This window comes from Parahoeflea halophila (assembly GCF_900220985.1).
GTDB classification, from domain to species: domain Bacteria; phylum Pseudomonadota; class Alphaproteobacteria; order Rhizobiales; family Rhizobiaceae; genus Hoeflea; species Hoeflea halophila.
The window spans coordinates 180,122-203,236 of the sequence record NZ_OCPC01000005.1; the positions used below are offsets into that span (position 1 = coordinate 180,122).

The 23,115-nt window shown below is 61.5% G+C and carries 25 protein-coding genes; 13 read left to right on the plus strand and 12 right to left on the minus strand.

Features of this window, described 5'->3' with window-relative positions; genetic code table 11:
* Positions 1-104: 104 nt before the first annotated feature.
* The gene (locus tag CRO46_RS16225; protein WP_097108850.1) at positions 105-488 is read left to right on the plus strand and encodes a DoxX family protein; all 384 of its coding nucleotides are present in this window, start codon (positions 105-107) and stop codon (positions 486-488) included.
* Between the two features lie 110 nt (positions 489-598).
* On the opposite strand, the gene CRO46_RS16230 is transcribed toward CRO46_RS16225, so the two are convergent.
* The 5 genes from CRO46_RS16230 to CRO46_RS16250 form a co-directional block, all read right to left on the minus strand.
* Positions 599-898, minus strand: coding sequence for a hypothetical protein (locus tag CRO46_RS16230; protein WP_097108851.1), 300 nt, complete (start codon positions 896-898; stop codon positions 599-601).
* A gap of 398 nt (positions 899-1,296) precedes the next feature.
* A complete protein-coding gene (gene hisG, locus CRO46_RS16235; protein WP_097108852.1) occupies positions 1,297-1,992 on the minus strand; it encodes an ATP phosphoribosyltransferase in 696 nt (231 codons plus the stop codon).
* Complete coding sequence (locus tag CRO46_RS16240; protein WP_097108853.1) at positions 1,989-3,107, minus strand: ATP phosphoribosyltransferase regulatory subunit; 1,119 nt, start codon at positions 3,105-3,107, stop codon at positions 1,989-1,991. The genes hisG and CRO46_RS16240 overlap by 4 nt, the downstream gene beginning before the upstream one ends.
* Before the next feature lie 250 nt (positions 3,108-3,357).
* Positions 3,358-4,932, minus strand: a complete 1,575-nt coding sequence (gene hisS / locus CRO46_RS16245) for a histidine--tRNA ligase (protein ID WP_097108854.1) — start codon at positions 4,930-4,932, stop codon at positions 3,358-3,360.
* A gap of 124 nt (positions 4,933-5,056) precedes the next feature.
* The gene (locus tag CRO46_RS16250) at positions 5,057-5,488 is read right to left on the minus strand and encodes a BA14K family protein (protein WP_097109041.1); all 432 of its coding nucleotides are present in this window, start codon (positions 5,486-5,488) and stop codon (positions 5,057-5,059) included.
* Positions 5,489-5,697: 209 nt separating this feature from the next.
* Between CRO46_RS16250 and CRO46_RS16255 the strand changes: the two genes are divergently transcribed.
* Complete coding sequence (locus CRO46_RS16255) at positions 5,698-6,582, plus strand: DMT family transporter (protein WP_097108855.1); 885 nt, start codon at positions 5,698-5,700, stop codon at positions 6,580-6,582.
* Here the strand turns inward: CRO46_RS16255 and CRO46_RS20080 are convergent.
* From CRO46_RS20080 to CRO46_RS16265, 3 genes are read right to left on the minus strand one after another with little or no spacing between them, the layout of a single operon-like run.
* On the minus strand, positions 6,579-6,755 hold the full coding sequence (locus CRO46_RS20080) for a hypothetical protein (RefSeq protein ID WP_210421536.1): 177 nt from the start codon (positions 6,753-6,755) through the stop codon (positions 6,579-6,581). The genes CRO46_RS16255 and CRO46_RS20080 overlap by 4 nt on opposite strands.
* 13 nt (positions 6,756-6,768) lie before the next feature.
* A complete protein-coding gene (locus tag CRO46_RS20085; protein WP_210421537.1) occupies positions 6,769-6,924 on the minus strand; it encodes a hypothetical protein in 156 nt (51 codons plus the stop codon).
* A complete protein-coding gene (locus CRO46_RS16265) occupies positions 6,921-7,556 on the minus strand; it encodes a DNA-3-methyladenine glycosylase I (RefSeq protein ID WP_097108856.1) in 636 nt (211 codons plus the stop codon). Before CRO46_RS16265 ends, CRO46_RS20085 begins: the two co-directional genes overlap by 4 nt.
* Positions 7,557-7,796: 240 nt before the next feature.
* On the opposite strand from CRO46_RS16265, the gene CRO46_RS16270 reads away from it, so the two are divergent.
* Both CRO46_RS16270 and CRO46_RS16275 read left to right on the plus strand, forming a co-directional pair.
* A complete protein-coding gene (locus tag CRO46_RS16270; protein WP_097108857.1) occupies positions 7,797-8,564 on the plus strand; it encodes a L,D-transpeptidase in 768 nt (255 codons plus the stop codon).
* A 282-nt stretch (positions 8,565-8,846) separates the two neighbouring features.
* Positions 8,847-9,560 (plus strand): L,D-transpeptidase, encoded by a 714-nt coding sequence (locus CRO46_RS16275; protein ID WP_097108858.1) that lies wholly within the window; start codon positions 8,847-8,849, stop codon positions 9,558-9,560.
* A gap of 129 nt (positions 9,561-9,689) precedes the next feature.
* On the opposite strand, the gene glcF is transcribed toward CRO46_RS16275, so the two are convergent.
* From glcF to CRO46_RS16295, 4 genes are all read right to left on the minus strand, one after another.
* Positions 9,690-11,006: a glycolate oxidase subunit GlcF gene (gene glcF / locus CRO46_RS16280; RefSeq protein ID WP_097108859.1), complete on the minus strand. Its 1,317-nt coding sequence runs from the start codon at positions 11,004-11,006 to the stop codon at positions 9,690-9,692.
* Positions 11,007-11,089: 83 nt separating this feature from the next.
* The gene (locus CRO46_RS16285) at positions 11,090-11,467 is read right to left on the minus strand and encodes a DUF4870 family protein (protein ID WP_097108860.1); all 378 of its coding nucleotides are present in this window, start codon (positions 11,465-11,467) and stop codon (positions 11,090-11,092) included.
* A gap of 54 nt (positions 11,468-11,521) precedes the next feature.
* Positions 11,522-12,739 (minus strand): glycolate oxidase subunit GlcE, encoded by a 1,218-nt coding sequence (glcE, locus tag CRO46_RS16290; RefSeq protein ID WP_097108861.1) that lies wholly within the window; start codon positions 12,737-12,739, stop codon positions 11,522-11,524.
* Positions 12,736-14,220, minus strand: coding sequence for an FAD-binding oxidoreductase (locus tag CRO46_RS16295; RefSeq protein ID WP_097108862.1), 1,485 nt, complete (start codon positions 14,218-14,220; stop codon positions 12,736-12,738). The genes glcE and CRO46_RS16295 overlap by 4 nt, the downstream gene beginning before the upstream one ends.
* A gap of 232 nt (positions 14,221-14,452) precedes the next feature.
* Between CRO46_RS16295 and CRO46_RS16300 the strand changes: the two genes are divergently transcribed.
* The 9 genes from CRO46_RS16300 (at position 14,453) to CRO46_RS16340 (ending at position 23,048) form a co-directional block, all read left to right on the plus strand.
* Positions 14,453-15,364 (plus strand): LysR family transcriptional regulator, encoded by a 912-nt coding sequence (locus CRO46_RS16300; protein ID WP_097108863.1) that lies wholly within the window; start codon positions 14,453-14,455, stop codon positions 15,362-15,364.
* 255 nt (positions 15,365-15,619) lie between these two features.
* Positions 15,620-16,447, plus strand: coding sequence for an FCD domain-containing protein (locus tag CRO46_RS16305; protein WP_097108864.1), 828 nt, complete (start codon positions 15,620-15,622; stop codon positions 16,445-16,447).
* Entirely contained in the window at positions 16,444-17,229 is a 786-nt protein-coding gene (locus CRO46_RS16310) for a (Fe-S)-binding protein (RefSeq protein ID WP_097108865.1), read from the plus strand. Before CRO46_RS16305 ends, CRO46_RS16310 begins: the two co-directional genes overlap by 4 nt.
* Before the next feature lie 19 nt (positions 17,230-17,248).
* Complete coding sequence (locus tag CRO46_RS16315; protein ID WP_097108866.1) at positions 17,249-18,685, plus strand: LutB/LldF family L-lactate oxidation iron-sulfur protein; 1,437 nt, start codon at positions 17,249-17,251, stop codon at positions 18,683-18,685.
* On the plus strand, positions 18,682-19,353 hold the full coding sequence (locus CRO46_RS16320) for a LutC/YkgG family protein (protein WP_097108867.1): 672 nt from the start codon (positions 18,682-18,684) through the stop codon (positions 19,351-19,353). The genes CRO46_RS16315 and CRO46_RS16320 overlap by 4 nt, the downstream gene beginning before the upstream one ends.
* Before the next feature lie 134 nt (positions 19,354-19,487).
* The gene (locus CRO46_RS16325; protein WP_097108868.1) at positions 19,488-20,129 is read left to right on the plus strand and encodes a LysE family translocator; all 642 of its coding nucleotides are present in this window, start codon (positions 19,488-19,490) and stop codon (positions 20,127-20,129) included.
* A 67-nt stretch (positions 20,130-20,196) separates the two neighbouring features.
* Positions 20,197-20,769, plus strand: a complete 573-nt coding sequence (locus CRO46_RS16330; protein WP_244577932.1) for a hypothetical protein — start codon at positions 20,197-20,199, stop codon at positions 20,767-20,769.
* Positions 20,770-20,800: 31 nt separating this feature from the next.
* Entirely contained in the window at positions 20,801-21,535 is a 735-nt protein-coding gene (locus CRO46_RS16335; protein ID WP_097108870.1) for a 16S rRNA (uracil(1498)-N(3))-methyltransferase, read from the plus strand.
* A gap of 139 nt (positions 21,536-21,674) precedes the next feature.
* A complete protein-coding gene (locus CRO46_RS16340; protein ID WP_097108871.1) occupies positions 21,675-23,048 on the plus strand; it encodes a glutamate--cysteine ligase in 1,374 nt (457 codons plus the stop codon).
* Positions 23,049-23,115: the final 67 nt, after the last annotated feature.

Sequence of the window (23,115 nt, forward strand, 5' to 3'; positions counted from 1 at the left end):
TTCCCGGTCAACGAATAATGAACGATATGTTCATAATCGTTCATCTTTGCGGAACACTGTTTGCCGTGTAGGGGTCTCTCCAGTTTACGAACCAGGAGTTACCCATGTCTACCAATCTTCAGCTTCTCATTGGCCGCGTGCTGCTGAGCATTATCTTCATCATGGCTGGCGTCAGCAAGCTCGGCGCGGTCGCGGGCACTGCCGGCTATATGGCCAGCATGGGCGTTCCGCTGCCCAGCATCAGCGTCTGGCTGGTCATCGCGCTCGAAATTCTCGGCGGCGTTGCCATTCTGCTTGGCGTCTTCACCCGCTATGCCGCCTGGGCGCTGGCCGCCTTCTGCGTTGCGTCTGGCTATCTCGGCCATTTCCAGCCTGAAGACCAGATGCAGATGACGAGCTTCATGAAGAACCTTGCCATGGCAGGCGGCTTCATGGCGCTAGCAATTGCCGGCGCAGGCGCGTTGTCGATCGACGCACGCCGCGCGTAAAGCTAAGTCCTCTACACAAATAATCGAACCCGGTGCCTGTCAGCGCCGGGTTTTTCTTTGCCCTGCCGTCCGCACAGCAAATACCGTGGCAGATCCGTCAGACGGTCGGATCAGGCCGGCAAACCGGGTTTCACGCTGCGTGCGAACCTGGCGATGATCCAGACCGACCCGATGACGACTGCAGCAGTCACCGCCAGCTCGACCGTGCGTGACGCAAAGTAGCCCTCGTCTGCGAACAGCATCAGCAGGGCCCCGACGGTAAGCCCGGTGGAGATCAGCACCGAGAGCATGGCAGGGAGAATTTCCCCGCGCAGGATGGCTGCATCCGGATTGGCTGACGAAATCCGTGACAGGATGGCAAGCAGAAGCATTGACGACAGGATCACGACCGATCCGATGGCGAATTCCATGATAAACCCCACAATCCAAAATCATCCCGATGCCTGGGACGAGGCTGAACCGGTGGAGAAGCGGCTTTGTGGTTGGCGGAGCCATTCGCTGCGGAGCCCACGAATCAAGAGGCGGCAGAGACGAGGGACGCGTGCAGGCCGGGTCTTTCCCGGGTCACTGACTTTTGGCTGAAAAACGGCAAAACGCAAGTGGGGCAAGCAGCCGGGCAGCAAAAATAGTTTGACACAGTGCTGGAAAGTGATCCGGGCTGGAGATGTTGACGTAGATGTTTACGGGTCGCAGGCTAGTCCCCCCGATCTGACATCCTGCGACATACCTGGCCGGCGGGGTTCCCGATCCCTCGCCGCCACGGCCGCCTCCGCGTGAGGCGGCCTTTTCTTAACCGCCACGTCCAGAATCAGCTTGCAGACTGCACCGCGTCAATCAGTGATGCCACCCGCGGGTCTGCATCGTGTTCCGGTTTGCGGGCGCGGACCAGACAGGCCTCGGACCTGAGGATCACGCCGTCCGAGAGCACGCGCAAGTGGTTTGCAGTCAGCGTCGAGCCTGTGGAGGTGATATCGACGATGATATCGGCCGCACCGGAGGCGGGCGCACCTTCGGTGGCACCGAGGCTTTCGACGATGCGGTAGAGCTGGATGCCGTGGCGGGTGGAGAAGAAATTCTGGGTCAGCCGCCAGTACTTGGTGGCGATCGTCAGCCTGCGCCCGTGACGGGTACGGAAGTCGGCGGCCACGTCGCCGAGGTCGGCCATGCTGTCGACGTCCTTCCAGATATCGGGCACGGCGACCACCACATCGGCATTGCCGAAGCCGAGGCGGGCGGATATTTCCACGCGCTCATCGGCGCGCGAGAGGCCTTCGCGGACCAGATCCTCGCCGGTGACCCCGAAATCCACCGCACCGGCGCCAAGCTCCCTTGCGATTTCGGAAGCTGACAGAAAAGCCACTTCGACACCATCGATGCCCTCGATGCGGCCACGATAGCTGCGGTCGTTGCCAATGGCCATGACGGTCAGGCCGGCACGGGCAAAGACGGCAATGGCGTCGTCCTTCATGCGGCCCTTGGATGGCAATGCAACGGTCAGGGTCATCGGCCTGCCCTCACGGTTTCAATGCGGTCGAGCCAGAGCGAAAAGCCGACGGCGGGAATTGGTTCTTGCGCGCCGAGCAGGGTCATCATCCGGTCGTACCGGCCGCCACCGGCCAGAACCAGATTTTCGGCGCTTGCGGAAATTTCGAAGACCATGCCGGTGTAATAGTCGAGCGGACGGCCAAAGGCGGCGCGCCAACGAATGCTGCCGAGATCCTCACCCCGCTGCTTTAGAGCAGCAAGGCGGGCTTCGAATGCCTGTTGTGCGACGCTGATATTAAGCCCTGCATCGCGGGCAAACTCCGAGAGCGCCGTGGCGGCACGATCAAGCGGGATATCAAGCGCCAGAAAGGCCTTGAGTGCCGCGAGCGAGCGGGCGGACAGCCGGGTTGAGTCAAGGGTCTGCTTGCTGATCAGCCGGGCGGCAATTTCGGCTGGCGAGCGGCTGGCGTTGGTCGAATAACCGGTCTCTTGCATGACCTCTTCGATATGCGCCTCGAGCCCAGCCACATCGCCATTGGCGAGAAAACCAGCCACCGATGCATCAGGAACAGCGGCGGCTTCCGGACTGGCGAGCTTGGCGATCATCGCACCGAGCGCCTGCTCGTTGCCGAAAGCGTGGATCAATCGCTTTTGCCAGCCTGCGGGCAAGCCAAGTCCGGCGACCACCGCTTCAAACACCGCCTGATCACCAAGGATGATCGACAGGTCTGCAGCAGGCGCGAAACCGGCAATCAACCCGCGTGCGTCCGAAAGCGCCCGGGCATCGGCGGCGGCTTCATCGGGTTCACCGAGATCCTCGACGCCGGCCTGGAAAAACTCGTTGGCCCCGTCGCGGCGCTGGCGGAACACCTGGCCGAGATAGCCGTAACGGCGCGGGGTACCGACGTTTTCTGCGATATGGGCGGTGCACACCGGAATGGTGAATTCCGGCCTCAGACAGAGGCTTTCGCCGGTCTCGCTTTCGGTGAGAAAGATACGGCGGCGCAGATCTTCGCCGGCCATGTCGAGAAACGGCTCGGCTGGCTGGATTACCGGAATGTCGACACGCACGCCGCCCAGCGCATCGAGCGCTCGAGCGAGATCGGCGGCAAAATCGGGAGCTCCGAACTGCATCACAAGCCCTTCCCGGGTACGGCTGGAGAAGTCACCTCCGCGAGCCTGTCCGATGACAAAGGCCCCTCCCCACCCCCCTCCCCACAAGGGGGAGGGGCTAGTCCGTCCCAACTCGAGCCTAGGAAACAGAGCAGTCACCAACCGAACCCAGAGGAGCAAGGGTGAAGGGCGAAGCAGCTTAAGCCCCTCCCCCTCGCGGGGAGGGGGTGGCGAGGGGAAAGATGGGCAAAGAATGGACAGAGCCTCCACGTCAGATTTCCTGAGCATCGGAGGCCTGTTCGGCCAGGATCCGCTTGACGGTGATGACGAGATCCGTCTCATCTACCAGGTGCTCGCCGGCCTTGGCCTCACGCCATTCGGCATTGTCGGTGATGGTCTCGGCGATGCGCTTGCCCTCGATCAGGTCCTTGACGATGACCTTGCCTGCCTCTTTCTCGTTGCCGCCCTGGATGACGGCAATGGGCGAGCCGCGCCGGTCGGCATAGCGCAGCTGCTTGGGGAAATCCTTGGGGTTACCCTGAAACAGCTCGACCGGAATGGTGGGGCCTGTCGGCTGCCCGTCACCGCCCAGCGGGTTGAGTTCCGAGCGCAGTTCCTGCGCCATCTTCGCGTAATCGCCGATCCGGTCGCGGTCCATGATGGTGACGAGAATGGGCCCGGTTGCCGCGTCGCCCGAAAGCTTGCCGAGGTTCTTCAGCGCCGTCATCAGCCGCGAGACGCCGATCGAGAAGCCGGTGGCCGGCACCGGCTGGCCCATGAAGCGCGACACCAGTCCATCGTAACGGCCGCCGCCGCCAACGGAGCCGAACTGCACTTTCTGGCCCTTCTCGTTGGTGACGTCGAACAGGAGCTCGGCTTCGAAAACCGGGCCGGTGTAATATTCGAGACCGCGGACCACAGATGGGTCTATCTTGATGCGATCCGGGCCATAGCCAGATGCAAGGACCACCTGAGAAATCGAACGAAGTTCGTCAACACCCGACAACACCGTGGCGCTTTCTTCAAAACGATTTTCAGCTGAAGCTAAGGTCTCTTCGACATCGTCACCTTCAGCGATCGTAAGAAACCCGACTAGCAGTTCGATGTGTGCGGCATCCAACCCGGCCCCCGGCGTGAAATCGCCCTCGCCTTCCTTGCCGCCGTCCCAACGGCCGGCGCCGAGCAAGAGTTTCACGCCTTCAATACCGAACTTGTCGAGCTTGTCGATGGCGCGGAGCACGGTGAGGCGGCGGGCTGCGTTCTCTTCGCCGCCAAGGCCAATGGCTTCCATCACGCCATCGAGCACCTTGCGGTTGTTGACGCGGATGACGTACTGGCCGCGCGGAATGCCGAGGGCTTCCATGGTGTCGGCCATCATCATGCACATCTCGGCGTCGGCCTGGACGCCGGGGGCTCCGACGATGTCGGCGTCGAATTGCATGAACTGGCGGAAACGGCCGGGACCGGGCTTCTCGTTGCGGAACACCCAGCCGGCGCGATAGGTGCGGTAGGGCAGCTGAATGTCGTTGAAATTTTCGGCAACATGGCGCGCCAGCGGAGCCGTCAGGTCGTAACGCAGCGACAGCCATTGCTCGTCATCATCCTGGAATGAGAACACGCCCTCGTTGGGCCGGTCCTGATCCGGAAGGAACTTGCCTAGCGCATCGGTGTATTCGACGAAGGGGGTTTCCACCGGCTCGAAGCCGAAGCGCTCGTAGACGGTTTTGATCTTGGCCATCATCTCGTCGGTTGCGCGAATATCGGACGCCGAGCGGTCGGGAAAACCACGCGCCAGGCGTGCCTTGAGCTTCTGAGGCTTCTTTTGCTTTTGCTTCTTGTCGGACATGAAAAAGGGCCTGCGGCAGGAGAAAGGATGTGTTGCGCTTCTCCTAACCGACAGGCCCTTTTGCTGCAAGGCTTGGCCGGGTGACTAACGCCACCGTGACCCAAGGCGTGGCTTTACCTCAGCCTCAGTAGTAGGGCGAACGGCATTCGCGGCGCGGCCCGTGATGGGGCTGGAACGTGTTGCTCCGCTGGTCATAGGAGCGATACTTCCTGTGGCACCAGCTCACATGCCGCGGATTGGTGTAGCCCGGACGCACATATCCGCCGCGGCGCGGCTGGTCGATGATGATGCCGAACGAGAAGGCTGCGGGCGGAAACCAGAAGCCGTTGTAATGGCGGTAGCCGTGGCGCTGGTGACGATGGCCGCGATGACCATTGTAATAGCCGTGGTTGCGGTGGCGGTGAAAGCCGCGCTTCTGATGGATCTGAACCAGATCCGATGCACCGGAAATCTGAACCGCCGGTTTCTGCACCATCACCGGCGCTGCCGAAGCAGGTGCTGTCACTGACAGGCAAAAGCAGGCCGAAATCAGCGTCTTGATCAATATCCTGATCATGGGAAAATCCTCGCGTTGAACCATATCGTCCCTTCAAGCCAACAACGTCTGCCAATCGCCTTGGTTCCCGCGCGGTCCGGCCAAGGGCGGGCTCCGCACAGGCTTATGTGGGTGTGATGGCGGTGACGAGGCCGGAAGATCGACATGGACCGCAAAACGGGCGATAGAGGCCGTTACCAGTTTCAGACACCTCTCCGAAAGCAGCTCCCTTGCGCCTTTTCCTGATCACAAGCCTGACCATGATCGCCTTTGCCGCCAATTCGGTACTCGCCAGAATAGCGAACGGTTCGGGGGATGCGCCGCTGATCGATCCGGCAAGCTATTCGGCGATACGGCTCATCAGCGGAGCAATCATGCTGGCTTTGCTGGTGGAGTTGACCGGTTCCGGCAGCGCCCGTTCTCCGCGATTTCAGTCGGGGTCCTGGGCTTCGGCATTTGCCCTGTTTGCCTATGCGGTGGCGTTTTCCTACGCTTATGTGGCGCTCGAGACCGGGATCGGCGCGCTGATCCTGTTTGCCTGCGTACAGGCAACGATGATCGGCTGGGCGCTGAAGGAAGGCGACCGGCCATCATGGCTCGAATGGCTCGGGCTTGCGACGGCCTTCGGCGCGTTCATCTGGCTGGTCTCCCCCGGGCTGTCGGCACCCGAACCCTGGGCGGCGGCGCTGATGGCGGTATCCGGTGTCGCCTGGGGCGCCTATTCGCTGCGTGGCCGCGGCCTGCCCGACCCACTCAAGGCGACAGCCGACAATTTCGTGCGATCGAGCGTCTTCCTGATTCCGCTCGGAGCAATTGTGCTGCTCACCGGAGAGGCCGCTCACTCCAGCGGACGCGGTGCGGTTCTCGCCGCAATCTCGGGCGCAGTGACATCCGGCCTCGGCTATGCCCTTTGGTACCGCGTGCTCAGGCAGATCGGCGCCACGCAAGGGGCGATCGTGCAACTGACGGTGCCGGTCATTGCTGCAGTTGGCGGCACGCTGTTTGCGGCCGAAGGCTGGAGCTTGCGGCTGGTGGTGTCATCGCTGCTGATCCTTGGCGGCGTGGCAGTGGCGATCCTGGCCAAGCAGCACCGCACCCGCAGGCGGGCCGGCTAGCGTTTCCTGCGCAACTTGTAGGTCAGTGCCAGCGCGATGCAGTGGGCCAGCGCCAGGCGATCGGGCTCCTCCTTTGCGCTAACCACGATGGCACGGTTGCCTTCGTATGTCAGCGCATCGGGATACAGCCCGCGGAATTCCTCGACCAGATTGGTGTGGCAGATGAACATCATCGCCGCATTGCCATCAGGGCGCGGCTGAATCCGGACCGTGCTGCCCGATGTTGCGCTTGGCCGGGGTAAAACTCTGTTCGCCCCATTTGAGGCTCTCCTCCAGCGGCCCGATTTCCGGCCTCTCCGCTGCGACCTCGTGGATCAGGGCCTTGAGCTCATCCGGCGTCATGTCGGACGCACGAACTCGTTGCGCAATGCCTCGACCTCGGCACGGCAGCAGCAGCCTTCGAGATGGTCGTTGACCAGCCCCATGGCCTGCATGAAGGCGTAGACCGTCGTCGGGCCGACAAAGCTCCAGCCGCGTTTCTTGAGGTCCTTGGAAATGCGGGTCGAAACGGCCGTGGTCGGATTGGCCATCAGGGTTGCATAGTCCACCACCGCCGGCCGCTCATCCGGACCAGGCTCATGGGGCCAGAAATAGGCCGCGAGCGAGCCGAATTCGTCGACCATTTCAATGGCGCGTTTGGCGTTGTTGATGGTGGAGGCAATCTTGCCGCGATGACGGATGATACCCTTGTCCGCCACCAGCCTCTCGATGTCCGCCTCATCGAAGAGCGCCACCTTGCGAAAATCAAATGCGGCAAAGCCGGCACGAAAGTTCTCGCGCTTGCGCAGGATGGTGAGCCAGGACAGCCCGGCCTGAAACCCCTCAAGACAGATCTTTTCGAACAGCCTTATGTCATCGGTCACCGGGCGGCCCCACTCGGCATCGTGGTAAGCCAGATAATCGGGCAGATCGCCCGGCCAGAAGCAGCGAGTGCGGCCATCCTCGCCCGTGATAAGGCCGTTCTCATGCGCCATTTTGCAGCTCGCTCTCGTGGTTAATCGGGAATCGGAGGCAATTAAGCGGTCGTTCACCGCGTTTGGCAAGGCGGCGATAACCCTAAGAGGAGGTTTCGGGCGAAACCGGCTTTTGAGAGACCCGGATTCACCAATTGATTCCACCCCTGCCCCAGCATGGATCGTGGAAGGCAGATCGGTCCGCGCAGATCGCGCGGTGGCAGACTGTCGTGATCAGACGAAAGGTTTTTGGTGCGTCCGATGAAACAACTTGCTCTCCTTTTGATGACCGGCGCGGCGCTGAGTCTGGCCGCATTCTCCGGCACCGCGAGCGCCGGCGAGCGTTACGGGCAACGGCCTCCGGTAGTGCTCAGCCCCGACCTGACCGCCCCCTGGGTGATGCAGCTTCGCGGCCAGGCAGCGCCACGCGGCGGCGTGGTCTACAGGACCAAGCCCAAGGCTGTGCGGTCGGTTATCCGGCAACCGCGCACGCCACAGGTTCATCGGCGCCAGGTAACCAATGTGTCGCTTGCCGCACCGCGCGTAAAGCCGAAGCCGGCGGCCCAGATCGATCAACGGTTCCTGCCGCAGACCGTGGCTTATTCCGGCAGCGAGAAGCCTGGCACGATCATCATCAACACCAGTGAGCGCTATCTCTACCACGTCATGGCCAACGGACAGGCGCGACGCTACGGCGTGGGTGTGGGCAAGGAAGGCCATGCCTGGAGCGGCACCGAAAGGATCACCCGCAAGGCGGAATGGCCGGATTGGCGTCCACCAGCAGAGATGATCAAGCGGGTGCGCGAGAAGGAAGGCCGGATCCTGCCGGCGCATATGAAGGGCGGGCCGGAAAACCCGCTCGGCGCCCGCGCACTCTATCTTGGCTCGACACTGTACCGGATCCACGGCACCAATCAGCCCTGGACCATCGGCAAGGCGGTTTCGTCCGGCTGCATCCGGATGCGCAACGAGGACGTGACCGAACTCTACGAGAACGCCAGAGTCGGCGCCAAGGTTATCGTGTTGTAACCAACGGTTGAACACTTCGATACGGAAGCAAACCCGGCCAGGTCCCTCGCCTGCGCCGGGTCTTTCGTCTCAGGCAAGCAGATCATGCGAACAATCAGTCCGACGGTGCGAGATAAGATATTGATATGATTCAGACCAGTTGCGGCGAAAGTCATCCCTTCGCCAAGCGGCAGGCCGTATCAGCAAAACCGGAGGTCCGTTTACACGCCGTGAAAGGTTGATCACTGCGTTTTCAATGGTACCTTTGTAGCCAAGGGCCAAAACCATCAACGAGGGGACATCATGACACGACGAGGATTTTCCACCCGATTTGCGGTCATCGCGGCCGGCGCATTGGCGCTGCTGATCGCGCCTGCACTGAAGGACGCATCGGCAATGCCGCGATCGACACTGGCAGCGGCGTCGCAGGGCGTACTGCCGATCGTCCAGGTGGCGCAATCGAAGAAGCCGAAACCGGAGTTCATGCGCAAGAAGGTGCGGTTTCTCACCGACGAGAAACCCGGCACCATCATTGTCGATACGTCCACCAAGTATCTCTATTACGTTGAAGGCAACAACCGAGCGACACGCTATGGCGTCGGGGTCGGGCGCGAAGGCTTCGGCTGGTCTGGTACCGTGAAAGTCGGCCGCAAGGCTGAATGGCCGGACTGGCGTCCGCCAGCAAGCATGATTGCGCGGGAGCGCCGCAAGGGCCGCAAAATTCCACACTACATGAAAGGGGGGATCAACAATCCGCTCGGCGCGCGGGCGCTCTATCTCTACCGGGGTGGACGTGACACGATCTTCCGGATCCACGGTACCAACCAGCCCTGGACCATTGGCCAGAACATGTCGTCAGGCTGCATCCGGATGATGAACAAGGATGTGAAACATCTCTACAAGCGCGCCGGTATCGGCTCCAAGGTGATTGTCATCGGACCGAACGGCCGGGGAGCGGACAAGCTCTATACCGACCGGGGAATGGATTTCTTCGGCACGCTGTTCGGGGGCAGCTGAGCAGCGACCTCTACATTTGAACGCGACATGCACTAGCTCCGGCACCAGCAAGAAACAAACGAAAAGGCAGCGGTCTCGGGCGCTGCCTTTCTGCTGCCGACGGATCAGCCGCTATTCAGCAGCTTCCAATCACACGGACTTGGCTGCGGGCAGCCCAGCAGGCTTGTTGCCGCCGTAGACCCAGTCCAGAAGTTCCACCGTGTGGATGATCGGTATGTCGGTGCCGCCCGCGATCTGGGTCATGCAGCCGATATTGCCGGTGGCGATGAGATCCGGCCTTGTCCGCTCGATGTTCTTCACCTTGCGATCACGCAGCGTACGGGCGATCTCGGGCTGCATGATGTTGTAGGTTCCAGCCGAGCCGCAGCACAGGTGTCCTTCCGGCGGATCCTTGACGGTGAAGCCTGCCGCCTTCAAAAGCGTTTTCGGCTGGGTGGTGATCTTCTGGCCATGCTGCATCGAGCAGGCCGAATGATAGGCCACGACCAGATCGGCGCCATTCACCGGCGCAGGCATTTCGATGCCGGCGAGATATTCGGTGATGTCCTTGGCCAGCTCCGAAACACGTGTTGCCTTTTGCGCATAGGCCGGGTCCTCGCGCAGCATGTAGCCGTAATCCTTGATCGTGGTGCCGCAGCCCGAGGCGGTGATGATGATGGCGTCGAGCCCGCCATCGTCGATGGCCCGCGTCCAGGCATCGACATTCTTGCGCGCGGCCTCGAGCGCGTCATGCTCGCGGCCCATGTGATGCACCAGCGCACCGCAGCACCCCTCGCCCTCGGGCACCACCACCTCGACACCGATCCGATTGAGCAGCCTCACCGTTGCCTCATTGATGCCGGGCTTGAGCACCGGCTGGGCGCAGCCGGTCAGAATGGCGACACGCCCGCGCTTGTCCCCAGAGCCGGGATGGGAGCCGGGTTTTGAGACTTTCGAAGGCTCGGGCACGGATGCCGGCGCAAGCTCCAGCATCGCCGCCATCGGCTTCATCCCCGGCAGCGCCCTGAACAACGGTGCGAAGGGCCGTCCAAGGCGCGCTGCATAGAGAGAGGCGCGGAAGCGTCCGGGATAAGGCAGCACCATGGCCAGCAGGCCGCGGGTGATGCGGTTCATCAAGGGACGCTTGTAGGTCTTTTCGATATGGGCGCGGGCGTGGTCGACCAGATGCATGTAATTGACGCCCGACGGACAAGTGGTCATGCAGGACAGGCAGGACAGGCAGCGGTCGATGTGGGTTACCACCTTCTCATCGGCGGGACGGTTGTTTTCGAGCATGTCCTTGATCAGGTAGATCCGGCCGCGCGGGCTGTCGAGTTCGTTGCCGAGCGTCACATAGGTCGGACAGGTCGCGGTGCAGAAACCGCAATGCACACATTTCCTGAGGATCTTCTCGGATTCGGCGACACCGGGATCGGCCAGCTGCTCGGCGGTAAAATTGGTCTGCATGTCGCGATGTCCCTGGAAGTCTCAATTGTTCGGCAGGCCAGGCCGCCCCGGCCCGCAATTAGCGCGGCTTGTGCCGGCGGCTCTCAAAGCAGCCAGCTTTGAGGATTGGTGATGGCTTCGTTGCGGCCCAGTTTCTGCAGCCCGACGATGGTTCGAATGATGACCCAGAGCGCCACGAGGGGCATCAAAAGCATGCCGATCATGACAATCATCAGCACGCCGCTGGTCAGCGCGCCAAGCAGGCCGAGCCAGAAGGTGCGGATCGCCCAGGTGTAGTGGCTTTCGATCCAGGCTGCGGATTTGCCGCGGTTGAGATGCGCAAGCACGATCCCGACGATGCCGGTGATGCCGATGACGAAACTCGCCAGATAAAGCACGTAGATGACCTGCATATTGGTCTTGCCGGGTTCGAGCCAGCGGTCGGTCTGGCGCCTCTCGGGGGTTTGATCGGGGTTGGTCATTGCCTGCTCCTGTGTGTCGGTACGATCAGCGTGTTGCCAAGGTCCGTGATGCTATCACATGCCTGCCGTCATGCGACCGGGATTGAGCACGCCTGCGGGATCGAACTGGTCTTTGATGCGCCGTGCCAGGGCTTCCAGCGGCTTGGGCTGCGGTTCGAATACGGGAACCGACGCGCGGGTTGCGGCATCGGCCCTGATGAGGGTGGCATGACCGCCGCCAAGCACCTTGATGTATTGCCGGACCAGATCGGCTTCCGGATCGGCTTCCATGCGCAGCCAGACGAGACCGCCCTGCCAGTCGTAGAAGGCATCAACGCCGGTCTTGAGCCTTAGGGCAGCAACCAGTTGATGTCCCGCGGACGGCGCCACCGAGACCCTCCAGACCGGCTTCATGGTGCCGTCAGCAAACGGGATGACGTCACGGATCTCGCGCCACAGGTCCTGGGATGCCTGTGCTTCCAGCACCGAGACCGTACCGCGACGGGCCATTTCGGCGACCAATCGTTCACTGCGGACATCAACCGACGGCGTCAGCCCTTCGAGACGGAGGACTGTGGCGGGACCGCCCTTGAGGCTGCCGCCTGCGAATTTGTGTATGACGCTTTCAGGCAGATGCGCAGCACCGGAGACCTCGACCGACATGGCGAGTGCTGCCGCCATGGCTTCGGCGGCTTCGGCATCGTTGAGCCCGGAGACCACAATGGTCACCGCCGTCTCCGGTCTCGGCAGCACCTTGAAGGTGACTTCGGACATGACACCGAGCGTGCCCCATGAGCCGGCCATCAGCTTAACCAGGTCGAGGCCGGTCACATTCTTCATCACCCGGCCGCCACTCTTGACAATTTCACCTGTGCCGTTGACGAAGCGGACACCGAGCAGATTGTCGCGCGCGGCACCGGCCGAAATGCGGCGCGGGCCGGAGACGTTGGCTGCAAAAACGCCACCGATGGTCGGCTCGCCGGTGGCACCCAGAAGCGGCCGGTGGTCCATCGGCTCGAAGGTCAGCATCTGGTTGTTTTCCGCCAGCGCCGACTCGATCTCGGCAAGCGGCGTACCGGCGCGGGCCGCCATCACCAGTTCGGATGGGTCGTAATTGGTGATGCCGGTCAGTTTTGCGAGTGACAAGGCAGATGCCGATTGCGAAGGCCGGCCAAGACCCAGCCTTGTGCCGCCGCCCCTCACCTCGACCGACAGGTTGGAGGCTTTCGCATCGGCAACAATACGCGCAACGTCATCTTCGGTTTCGGGATACTGAATATCGACCGCGCTCATGCTGCTGTCTTCCCGGTCTCAGGCACAGTCTGGTTGCCCGGCTGCGAACCGTTCCTGCCATCGAGCGGGAACACCTTGGAGGGATTGAGGATCCATTTCGGATCGAATGCCGCACGCACCCGCATCTGCTGGGCAAGGTCAACATCGGAATACTGATGGCGCATGAGATCGCGCTTTTCGATACCCACGCCATGTTCTCCGGTCAGGCAACCGCCGGCGTCAACACAAAGCTTGAGAATGTCGTTGCCGGCCATTTCCGCCTTCAGGCTTTCTTCCGGATCGTTGGCATCGAACAGGATCAGCGGATGCATGTTGCCGTCACCGGCGTGAAACACATTGGCGACGCGCAATCCGTAGCGATCGATGATCTCGCTGGTTTTTTCAAGCACATGGGACAATTGCCCAAGCGGCACGGTGCCGTCCATGCAGATATAATCCGCAATCCGGCCGGTGGCGCCAAACGCCGACTTGCGGCCTTTCCAGATCAGCGCCGCTTCGGTGGCGGACTGGCTTTCCTTGATGGTCTTGACGCCGTGCTTGCGCGCAATCTCGATGATGCGCTCCAACATGGCATCCATCTCGGCCTCGGAACCCTCGACCTCGACGATCAGAAGCGCCTCGACATCCATCGGGTAACCCGCCTGGGCGAAAGCTTCGCAAATCTCGATGGCCGGCTTGTCCATGAATTCGATGGCGACCGGGATGATGCCCGCGCCGATAATGTCAGTGACGCAGGCGCCGGCAGCGACTGAACTTTCGAAACCGAACAGTACCGGGCGGGCGCCTTCGGGCTTGGCGATGAGCCTGACAGTCGCTTCGGTGACGATGCCGAGCTGGCCCTCGGATCCGCAGATCAGGCCAAGCAGGTCGTAGCCAGCCGCATCCAGCGCCTTGCCGCCGATCTCGACGATGGAGCCGTCGAACATGACCATCTTGACTCCCATCAGATTGTTGGTGGTGACACCGTATTTGAGGCAATGGGCCCCGCCGGAGTTCATGCCGATATTGCCGCCGATGGTGCAGGCGAGCTGCGAACTGGGATCGGGTGCATAGAAGAAACCGTCGGCATCCACGGCCTGGCTGATCGAGATGTTGGTCACGCCCGCCTGAACGATTGCGGCACGGTTGGGCAGATCGACCTCGAGGATCCGGTTCATCTTGGACACGCCAATAACAACGGCATCCTCCTGCGGGATCGCGCCACCGGACAACGAAGTGCCGGCGCCGCGCGGGATGACAGGGATGGCATTGTCATTGCAATATTTGAGAACGGCAGCGACCTGCGCCGTGGTTTCAGGCAAGACGACGGCCAAGGGCATGCGCCGGTAGGAAACAAATGCGTCCGTGTCAAACGGCACCAGTTCGCGCTCTTCGGTGATCAGGCAGCCTTCGGGAAGCAGTTCCGCAAGGTCGGCAATGATTGCAGGACGGCGCTCAATGACTGCCTGGTCAGGTTGCTGAAACGCGATCAATTCCGACATGACATCCTCCCTTGCCCGTCCCATGCCCAAGATAGAGTGGCAAACGGGCTGAAACTGGTATTATTTATTTACCACTTTCTTCATGGAACGGCAATCTTGAATTGGCTAAACCGTGCCAGCAGCCCCTATCTATTGCGGCCACGCCTGCTCGGCTTTTGTACAATAATGATCTACATGCGCACCATGCGCGTACTGGTATCAGTGAAGCTCCAATAGAGAGAACCCATTCAGCATGAACAATTTGGGAGACTTGGAGATTTTTGCCCGGGTCGTGTCCGCTGGCTCGATGTCGGCGGCCGGGCGCGAGCTCGGACTGTCTCCCGCCGTGGTATCCAAGAGACTTCGCAGACTTGAGGACCGACTCGGCACCCGGCTGATGCAGCGCACCACGCGCCAGATCTCGCTGACCGAAGCCGGACAAGGCTTTTACGAACGCGTGGTTGCTATCCTGGCAGGGATAGAGGAGGCCGAAGCTTTCGTGTCGCGGCGTTCGGCACTTGCCCATGGAGTCTTGAAAGTCTCCGCGCCGACATCGTTTGGACGCATGCACATCGCGCCCCACATCAACACCTTCATGCAGGCAAATCCGGATCTTGGCGTCAATCTGATGCTCAGGGACGAGTTCGTCGACATCGTCGGAGACGGCTATGATCTCGCCATTCGCATCGCGGAATTGAGCGATTCAAGCCTCGTCGCGCGCAAACTCGCACCAGTTCGCCGGATTCTTGTGGCGTCTCCGGCCTATCTCGACAAACACGGAATGCCTGAAACTCTGGGCGATCTTGACAGCCATGTCTGCCTGGCGCCCCACAACAACGACACCTGGAAACTCGAAGGGCCTCAGGGCGAAACAATCCACCGCCCTCTCGGACCATTGCAAACCAATTCCAGCGAAGTGGTGCGAGAAGCCGTAATCGGCGGCGTCGGCATTGCCCTGCGCTCGACTTGGGACATCGGCGCGGAACTGGCCGACCAGCGGCTGGTTCAGGTGCTTCCGGCCTACGAGGGCTCGCGCAACGTGGCGATCCACGCGGTGTATGCAAGCCGCAGGTTCCTGCCCGCCAAGGTACGGCTGTTTATCGACTACCTCGCAGAACTCTACGGACCGACGCCCTACTGGGACCGGGAACAGGGAGCCCGTTAGGCCCGCGCTGCCCGTCAGCAAACGGGCTGTGAGCTTGGGGCCCGGAACCGCTCGAGCCTCGATCCCGCAAAAGACGCGACGTTAAACGGCCTCGCCTGAGCTGGTTTGAAGCTGCTCGCAAGGTGCACAACGCGTTTCTCGCCACCCCGTGCCGGCGACCCATCAATGGGAAACACTCCCTGAACTGGATAAAAATATTGACCACCTTTCCGGTGCCTTGGTACGCTCGAACGGAGCAGCAAACGGATAATGGCAATGGTTGCGGACATTTTTGCACGTATTGAGCACAGCCGGACAGCTGATGAGGTGGTCTATCAGATCGAGGTTCTGGTGCTCGAAGGGATCCTGCGCGTTGGCGACCGGCTTCCCGGGGAACGGGAGTTGGCCAAGCAGTTCGACGTCTCGCGACCGATTCTGCGCGAGGCACTCAAGGTTCTCGAAGGAAGGGGACTGCTCAAGACGCAGCATGGCGGTGGAACCTTTGTTGCCGACGTGATCGGACAGGTGTTTACCCGGCCGGTCATGGAGCTGATCGCCCGGCACCAGAAGGCAACGCTGGATTATCTCGAGTACCGCCGCGAAATCGAAGGCATCGCTGCAGAATTTGCTGCGCGACGGGCAACCGAGGCAGACCGCGCGCTGTTGACCCGGATAATCACCTCGATGAAGGCTGCGCACGAGAAAGACGATTTCGAGGAAGAGGCCGGCATCGATGTCGAATTCCACAATGCCATTGGCGAATGTGCACACAACATCATACTGCTTCATACGCTGAGGTCCTGCTACCGACTGCTCGCCGAGGGCGTGTTTTACAACCGGGCCATGGTCTACAACCTGCCGGGCGCACGCGATCAGCTGCTGGCGCACCACGTTGCGATATATGAAGCGGTCATGGCGGCCAATCCAGAGGCGGCCAGACGTTCGGCCCAGGCCCATATCGATTTCGTCTCCCGGGCCATGACCGACGCGGAACGCTCGGGCGACTGGGAACGGGTTTCGAAACTCAGGCTGCAGCAGCGCGCGCCGGATCTTTCGGGTGACACCAAGACCCCCAATCACAATCAAACGGAGGCGGCAGAGTGACGTCGAGTGAAACGAAGTCCGTCAGGCAACCACGTGTCGGGCTTTTCGCGACCTGTCTGGTCGATCTTTTCAGGCCATCGGTCGGATTTGCAAGCGTCAAGCTGTTGCAGGATGCCGGGTGCGAGGTGCATGTGCCTGTGGCGCAGACCTGTTGCGGCCAGCCGGCCTACAACACCGGCGACCGGGCCGACACGCGCGAAATTGCCGAACAGGTGATCGAAGCCTTCGAGGAATTCGATTTTATCGTCGCGCCTTCGGGATCCTGTGCTTCGATGCTGCGGAAACATTATCCCTGCCTGTTCGAAGGCGATACGGCCTGGGAGGAGCGGGCCAAAGCCTTTTCCGCCAAATGCCACGAGCTGATTTCGTTTCTCACCGACGTGATGATGGTGCGCGACACCGGGGCGGCGCTCAACGCCCGGATCACCTATCATGATTCCTGTTCCGGTTTGCGGGAACTCAATATCAGCGAGCAGCCGCGCAAGCTGCTGGGCAATGTCAGCGGGCTTGAAATCAAGGAAATGACCGATTCACATGTCTGCTGCGGTTTCGGCGGCACCTTCTGTGTCAAGTACTCCGAAATCTCCAATGCTATCGTCACCAAGAAGGTCGGCAATATCGATGCCTCCGGTGCCGACATGCTGCTGGCCGGTGATCTCGGCTGCCTTATGAACATGGCCGGAAAGCTCAAGCGCCAGGGATCGGATGTCGAGGTCCGCCACGTCGCCGAGGTGCTCGCAGGCATGACCAGCCAGGCGCCGATCGCCGGCTCGGGCAAATAGGCGGAACAGGAGACACCCGATGGAACTCACCGCCAACAAGTTCAAAGCCAATGCTTCCAAGGCACTTGTCGACGCGCAATTGCAAAAGGCGCTCGGCAATGTCGAGAAGGGCTTCATCGGCAAGCGCCAGAAGGCTGCCGACGCGCTGCCGGAATTTGATGCGCTGCGCGACAATGCGCGTGACATCAAGAACCACACGCTGGCCCACCTAGATCTGTACCTGGAAGAGTACGAGCGCAAGGTGACCGCCGCTGGGGGTCACGTCCACTGGGCGCAAACAGCCGAAGACGCGCGCCGGATCGTGCTCGATATCTGCAGAAAGGCCAATGCCCGCACCGTGACCAAGGGCAAATCGATGATCACCGAGGAGATCGCACTCAACGATCATCTCGAGGCCAACGGCATCGAGCCGGTGGAAACCGATCTGGGCGAATACATCATCCAGCTGCGCGGCGAACACCCGAGCCACATCATCGCGCCGGCGGTGCATCTGAACAAGGAGCAGGTCGAGGGCGACTTCCGCCGGGTGCACACGCATCTGGCCAGCGAGCGCGATCTGTCAGAGCCGGTGTCGCTGCTCAGCGAAGCCCGCGAAGTGTTGCGCCAGCGGTATTTTGCGGCCGATGTCGGGATCACCGGCGCCAATTTCCTGATTGCCGAGACCGGCAGTTCGGTGATCGTCACCAACGAGGGCAATGGAGACCTGACCCAAACGCTTGGCAAGGTGCATGTGGTTGTTGCCTCGATCGAGAAGATCGTGCCGACGCTGGAAGACACTTCGCAGATCCTGCGCGTACTGGCACGCTCCGCCACCGGGCAGGACATGAGCGTCTATACGACGTTTTCCACCGGCCCCAAGCGCGAGGAAGACCCTGACGGGCCGGATGAGTATCACGTGGTGCTCCTGGACAATGGCCGATCCGCCATGCTCGGTACCGAGTACCAGGACATGCTGCGCTGCATCCGCTGCGGTGCCTGCATGAACCATTGCCCGGTCTATCATGCCGTCGGCGGTCACGCCTATGGCTCGGTCTATCCCGGCCCGATGGGCGCGGTGCTGACACCCTCGCTCAACGGCATTGACGAGACGGGGCAATTGCCCAATGCGTCCACCTTCTGCGGCCGCTGCGAGGCGGTGTGCCCGATGCGGATTCCGCTGCCCAAGATGATGCGGCACTGGCGCGAACGCGAATTCGAACGAAATCTGACGCCAGCAGTTGCACGTTACGGCTTGAAGGCCTGGGCCTTTTTCGCCAAACGGCCAAAACTTTACCGATTTGCTGCCTCGCTGGGCATGCCGCTGCTGTCGCTGTTCGGCGGAACCTCCCGGCGTTTCCATGCGCTGCCCCTTGCCGGGGGCTGGACCCGCTACCGCGACCTGCCGGCACCCGAGGGGCGGACGTTCCAGCAAGCCTGGGCGCAGCGCGAGGCCCTCAAGCAGGAGGCGGGACATTGAGCGCGCGCGACAGTATTCTGGGCAAGATCAGGGCCTCCATGGGAAGCCCGGCGTCCAATGACGACCGCCGCCGGACAGTTGCAGACCGGTTGGGAAGCGCGCCCGCCGGAATCATTCCAGAAAGGGCCAAGCTGGCAGAGGCGGAACGGATCGAGTTGTTCTGTGCGATGGCGGAACAGTTTGGCGCCACACTGGCGCGGGTCGGCAGCTACGGCGAGGTGGCCGGGGAAGTCTCAGGCTATCTCAGGGACCGCAATCTGCCAGCAACGATCCGGATCGGCGCCGACAAGCGTTTGAAAGCGGCCGGTTGGGAGACCGAAAAGAACCTCGAACTGCGCCACGGTCCGTCGGACGGCAGCGACATGACCGGGGTCAGCCATGCCACTGCGGGGATTGCCGAGACCGGTACCGTGGCGATGATGTCGGGCCAGGACAATCCGACCACCATCAATTTTCTGCCGGAACACCACATCGTGGTGATCAAGGCCGGCGACATCAAGGGCGACATGGAAAGCGTCTGGGCGATGGTTCGCGAAAAGCAGGGCAAGGGCGAAATGCCACGTGCGCTCAACCTGATCACCGGGCCATCGCGCTCGGGCGACATCGAGCAGACTATCCTGCTCGGCGCACACGGCCCGCGGGCGCTGCATGTCATCGTGGTCGATTGAACCTGCCGATCAAGGTTGAGACCAGGACGCTCACCAAAGGCGGGCCGCGATTGGGCCAGTCTGGACGACCATCGGATTGACCCGCGGCCGATTATCCGGCTTGTTTACTGTGACACCAACCAAGGACGCCGGACATGCCAGTTTCACCCGAACTCTTTGCCGCTTTCGTCCTGGCCAGCGTGCTTCTGCTGGTCATCCCCGGACCTACCATCATCATGGTGATCACCCAGGCACTGGCGCATGGGCGCAAGGTCGCGCTGGCAAGCGTGATCGGGGTTGGTCTGGGCGACCTGCTCGCGACATCGCTCTCAATCGCAGGCGCAGGCGCGCTGCTGGCGACATCGGCCTCGCTGTTCCAGATCCTCAAGTTCGTCGGCGCCGCCTACTTGATCTGGATCGGCTACAAGATGTGGAAGACGCCGGTCACGCTGCCGGACATCTCCGAAGCCGAAGCGGCAGAGGCTCCGGCGAACATGGTGGGGATTTTCCGCGATTCCTTTCTCATCACGGCGCTCAACCCGAAGGGCATCCTGTTTTTTGTGGCCTTCGTGCCGCAATTCATCGATCCCGCCCTGCCCTACGTGCCGCAAGCTGTAACCTATGTGCTGACGTTTACGGCTCTCGGGATCATCAATGCGGCCGTATTCGCCTTTGCCGCGGCCGGCGCCCGGCAGACCATCCGGCGGCCAGGAGCGATGAAGATTGCGATGCGCAGCGGCGGATCGCTGTTGATGATGGCCGGTATTGCCGCCGCCGTCACCCGCCGTGCATCCTGAGACGCCCTATCAGAACAGGATCGACCCGGCAGGCAATATCTGCGTTCATCCGGCACGCGGGGAGTTCATGGGAAACCGTGGTGGCGTCCTGCATGATGCGGAGCAGCACATCGTGCGGCATCAGAAAAGCCGGGCGTGGCTTATCTGTGTTACAGCGTTCAAGGGACGACGCCGGAAGCTCATGCAGCCCAACAGCTACACCGAGCTGTTTTTCCTCGATGAAGTCACCGCGCTTGCAGCCGGGCACCGGCCCTGCTTCGAATGCCGGCGGCAAGATGCGCTCGCATTCGCCGACGCGCTGGGCCAGAGTCGGAACGAAAAACGGCTTTCGGCACCCATGATCGACGCGCTGCTGGCGCAGGACCGCAAACGCAAACCGGACGCCCCCGAGCGCCGGATTGCGCGGAATGCACTTTCGTCGCTTCCTGATGGGGCGATGATCCGTCAAGCAGACACACATTACGGCTTGCGGGGCGGCAGGCTGCTGCCCTGGTCGTTTGACGGGTATGGCACGCCCTTGAATACTGATGCGCTTTCGGACGGCTCCATTTATCTCGTGACCCCGCCCCCGACTGTTGAAGCACTCATGCATGGATACCGGTCGGCGTTTCATTCACACGCTTGGAATCCCGCTACTTGATCTTCGTAACGGCTTGAGCAAGAAGGCCTGAATGCGCGCAAATTACAAACTTCAACGGCTTTATCTCGATGTCCCGCTCGCCGAAGGCATGACCGTGCCGCTTGACCGGGAAAAGGCGCATTACCTGATGACGGTGCTGCGGCTCGGTGATGGGGCCGAGGTGCTGGTGTTCAATGGCCGCGACGGCGAGCATGGCGCAGTATTGAGGCCCGAGGGCCGCAAGGCGGCAAACCTGGAGATCGGTCCTCAGACACGCGCGCAGACACCGCATCCGCGGCTGGACTTCCTGTTCGCGCCGCTCAAGGTCGGACGGCTCGAGTATCTGGTGCAGAAGGCCACAGAGATGGGGGTCGCCAGGATCACCCCGGTTTTCACCGACCATACCCAGTTGCACAAGGTCAACGCCGCACGGCTGGAGGCCAATATTCTCGAGGCGGCGGAGCAATGCGGCAATCTCGCCATCCCGGAACTCGGCGAAGCCATGAAACTGGAGGCACTGCTGTCGGATTGGGATCCGGCGCGAAGGATCATATTCTGCAATGAAAGCCAGGCCGGCAACAATCCAACCGGGATCCTCACGGGCATCACCGAGCGCGACCTGGCGCTGCTCGTCGGGCCCGAAGGCGGCTTTTCAGAGCGGGAGCGTGAGATGCTTGGCTCCATGTCCTTCGTTACACCGATCCCGCTCGGGCCGCGCATCCTGCGCGCCGATACGGCAGCAGTGGCGGCGTTGGCCGCGGTGCAGATGACAATTGGTGACTGGTAGGGCTTTATACCCATCGCGGATCAATCTTGTTTGATCAGAGGATCAAGGATTTTTGCTTGCATGGGGGACCGGTTCCGGTCCAATCAGCATCATGATGCGTGGTTTGATATCGCGCCTATGAGATCAAAAAGGGCCAGACATGGCGCGCGACACCACCGACGATACCCCGATCAGTTCGACTGAAGAGCTCGCGGGCTGGATGGCTGCAGGCTGCAAACCGCGGGACAAGTGGCGGATTGGCACGGAACACGAGAAATTCGTGTTCTTTACCGATTCGCACGAGCCGGTTCCCTATGAGGGCGAACGCTCAATCAGGGCGCTGCTTGAAGGCATGGCCTCGACGCTTGGCTGGGAGCCGATCATTGATGCGGGCAAGATCATCGGGCTCGTCGAGCCGACCGGCGCCGGCGCCATCAGTCTCGAGCCGGGCGGGCAGTTCGAGCTGTCGGGCGCGCCGCTTGAGACCATTCACCAGACCTGCCGCGAATCCAACGCCCATCTGGCGCAGCTGCAGGAAATCGCCGAACCCCTGGGCATCCGGTTCCTCGGCATGGGCGGCAGCCCTGCCTGGTCGCGGGCCGAGACCCCGAAAATGCCGAAATCGCGCTACGACATCATGACCCGCTACATGCCGAAGGTGGGCAGCCAAGGTCTCGACATGATGTACCGGACCTGCACGATCCAGGTAAATCTCGATTTCTCCTCTGAAGCCGACATGCGGCGCAAGATGCAGCTCGGGATGAAGCTGCAGCCGCTGGCAACCGCGCTGTTTGCGGCCTCTCCATTCACGGAAGGCAAACCCAACGGGCTGGTGTCCTGGCGCGGCGACATCTGGCGCGACACCGACAACCAGCGCTCGGGTCAATTGCCGTTCGTCTATTCCGATGATTTCGGTTTTATGGATTATGTTGAATGGGCGCTCGATGTGCCGATGTATTTCATCCTGCGCGACGGCAAGTACCACGAAGCCACCCATGTCACGTTCCGGCAATTCATGAACGGCGCCCTGAAGGGCGAATTGGCGCAGCCGATGCCGACCATGGGTGACTGGACCAACCACCTGGGAACCTTGTTCCCCGATGCGCGTCTGAAGCGCTTTATCGAGATGCGTGGCGCTGACGGCGGGCCCTGGCGGCGAATCTGTGCGCTGCCTGCGTTCTGGGTCGGCCTGCTTTACGATGAAAGCGCCATTCAGGACGCATTGACACTGACCCGGGACTGGAGCCTGGAAGAGGTCAACTCGCTTCGCGACACCACCCCGCGCGAAGGGCTGAACGCCAGGATCAATGGCCAGTCACTGCGCGATATCGGCCGCGAGGTGTTGGGCATTTCCCGCAAGGGACTTGTCAATCGGGCGGCCTGCAATTCCGAGGATTCTGACGAAAGCCATTTCCTGGCGCCACTCGAGGAGAGCATCGCGCGCGGAACCACCCTGGCTGAGGAAATGCTGGCGCTCTACAATGGCCGCTGGAACGGCTCCGTCGATCCGGTCTTTGTCGACTACGCCTACTGATTTAGCGGACAGACCATCGCGTATTTCGTCCTCGATCACCCCTGGACTGCCCTAGGCACGCAGCTCA

Excerpts from the sequence above, each read along its gene's own strand:
- CRO46_RS16300 (WP_097108863.1), top strand. The coding sequence starts at position 14,453 with ATGAACAATTTGGGAGACTTGGAGATTTTTGCCCGGGTCGTGTCCGCT.
- CRO46_RS16330 (WP_244577932.1), top strand. The coding sequence starts at position 20,197 with ATGGGAAACCGTGGTGGCGTCCTGCATGATGCGGAGCAGCACATCGTG.
- CRO46_RS16305 (WP_097108864.1), top strand. The coding sequence starts at position 15,620 with ATGGTTGCGGACATTTTTGCACGTATTGAGCACAGCCGGACAGCTGAT.
- CRO46_RS16295 (WP_097108862.1), bottom strand. The coding sequence starts at position 14,220 with ATGTCGGAATTGATCGCGTTTCAGCAACCTGACCAGGCAGTCATTGAG.
- glcE (WP_097108861.1), bottom strand. The coding sequence starts at position 12,739 with ATGAGCGCGGTCGATATTCAGTATCCCGAAACCGAAGATGACGTTGCG.
- CRO46_RS20080 (WP_210421536.1), bottom strand. The coding sequence starts at position 6,755 with ATGATGTTCATCTGCCACACCAATCTGGTCGAGGAATTCCGCGGGCTG.
- CRO46_RS16225 (WP_097108850.1), top strand. The coding sequence starts at position 105 with ATGTCTACCAATCTTCAGCTTCTCATTGGCCGCGTGCTGCTGAGCATT.
- glcF (WP_097108859.1), bottom strand. The coding sequence starts at position 11,006 with ATGCAGACCAATTTTACCGCCGAGCAGCTGGCCGATCCCGGTGTCGCC.
- CRO46_RS16325 (WP_097108868.1), top strand. The coding sequence starts at position 19,488 with ATGCCAGTTTCACCCGAACTCTTTGCCGCTTTCGTCCTGGCCAGCGTG.
- CRO46_RS16335 (WP_097108870.1), top strand. The coding sequence starts at position 20,801 with ATGCGCGCAAATTACAAACTTCAACGGCTTTATCTCGATGTCCCGCTC.
- CRO46_RS16250 (WP_097109041.1), bottom strand. The coding sequence starts at position 5,488 with ATGATCAGGATATTGATCAAGACGCTGATTTCGGCCTGCTTTTGCCTG.
- hisG (WP_097108852.1), bottom strand. The coding sequence starts at position 1,992 with ATGACCCTGACCGTTGCATTGCCATCCAAGGGCCGCATGAAGGACGAC.
- CRO46_RS20085 (WP_210421537.1), bottom strand. The coding sequence starts at position 6,924 with ATGACGCCGGATGAGCTCAAGGCCCTGATCCACGAGGTCGCAGCGGAG.
- CRO46_RS16230 (WP_097108851.1), bottom strand. The coding sequence starts at position 898 with ATGGAATTCGCCATCGGATCGGTCGTGATCCTGTCGTCAATGCTTCTG.
- CRO46_RS16315 (WP_097108866.1), top strand. The coding sequence starts at position 17,249 with ATGGAACTCACCGCCAACAAGTTCAAAGCCAATGCTTCCAAGGCACTT.
- CRO46_RS16340 (WP_097108871.1), top strand. The coding sequence starts at position 21,675 with ATGGCGCGCGACACCACCGACGATACCCCGATCAGTTCGACTGAAGAG.
- CRO46_RS16275 (WP_097108858.1), top strand. The coding sequence starts at position 8,847 with ATGACACGACGAGGATTTTCCACCCGATTTGCGGTCATCGCGGCCGGC.
- CRO46_RS16240 (WP_097108853.1), bottom strand. The coding sequence starts at position 3,107 with ATGCAGTTCGGAGCTCCCGATTTTGCCGCCGATCTCGCTCGAGCGCTC.
- hisS (WP_097108854.1), bottom strand. The coding sequence starts at position 4,932 with ATGTCCGACAAGAAGCAAAAGCAAAAGAAGCCTCAGAAGCTCAAGGCA.
- CRO46_RS16270 (WP_097108857.1), top strand. The coding sequence starts at position 7,797 with ATGAAACAACTTGCTCTCCTTTTGATGACCGGCGCGGCGCTGAGTCTG.
- CRO46_RS16285 (WP_097108860.1), bottom strand. The coding sequence starts at position 11,467 with ATGACCAACCCCGATCAAACCCCCGAGAGGCGCCAGACCGACCGCTGG.
- CRO46_RS16265 (WP_097108856.1), bottom strand. The coding sequence starts at position 7,556 with ATGGCGCATGAGAACGGCCTTATCACGGGCGAGGATGGCCGCACTCGC.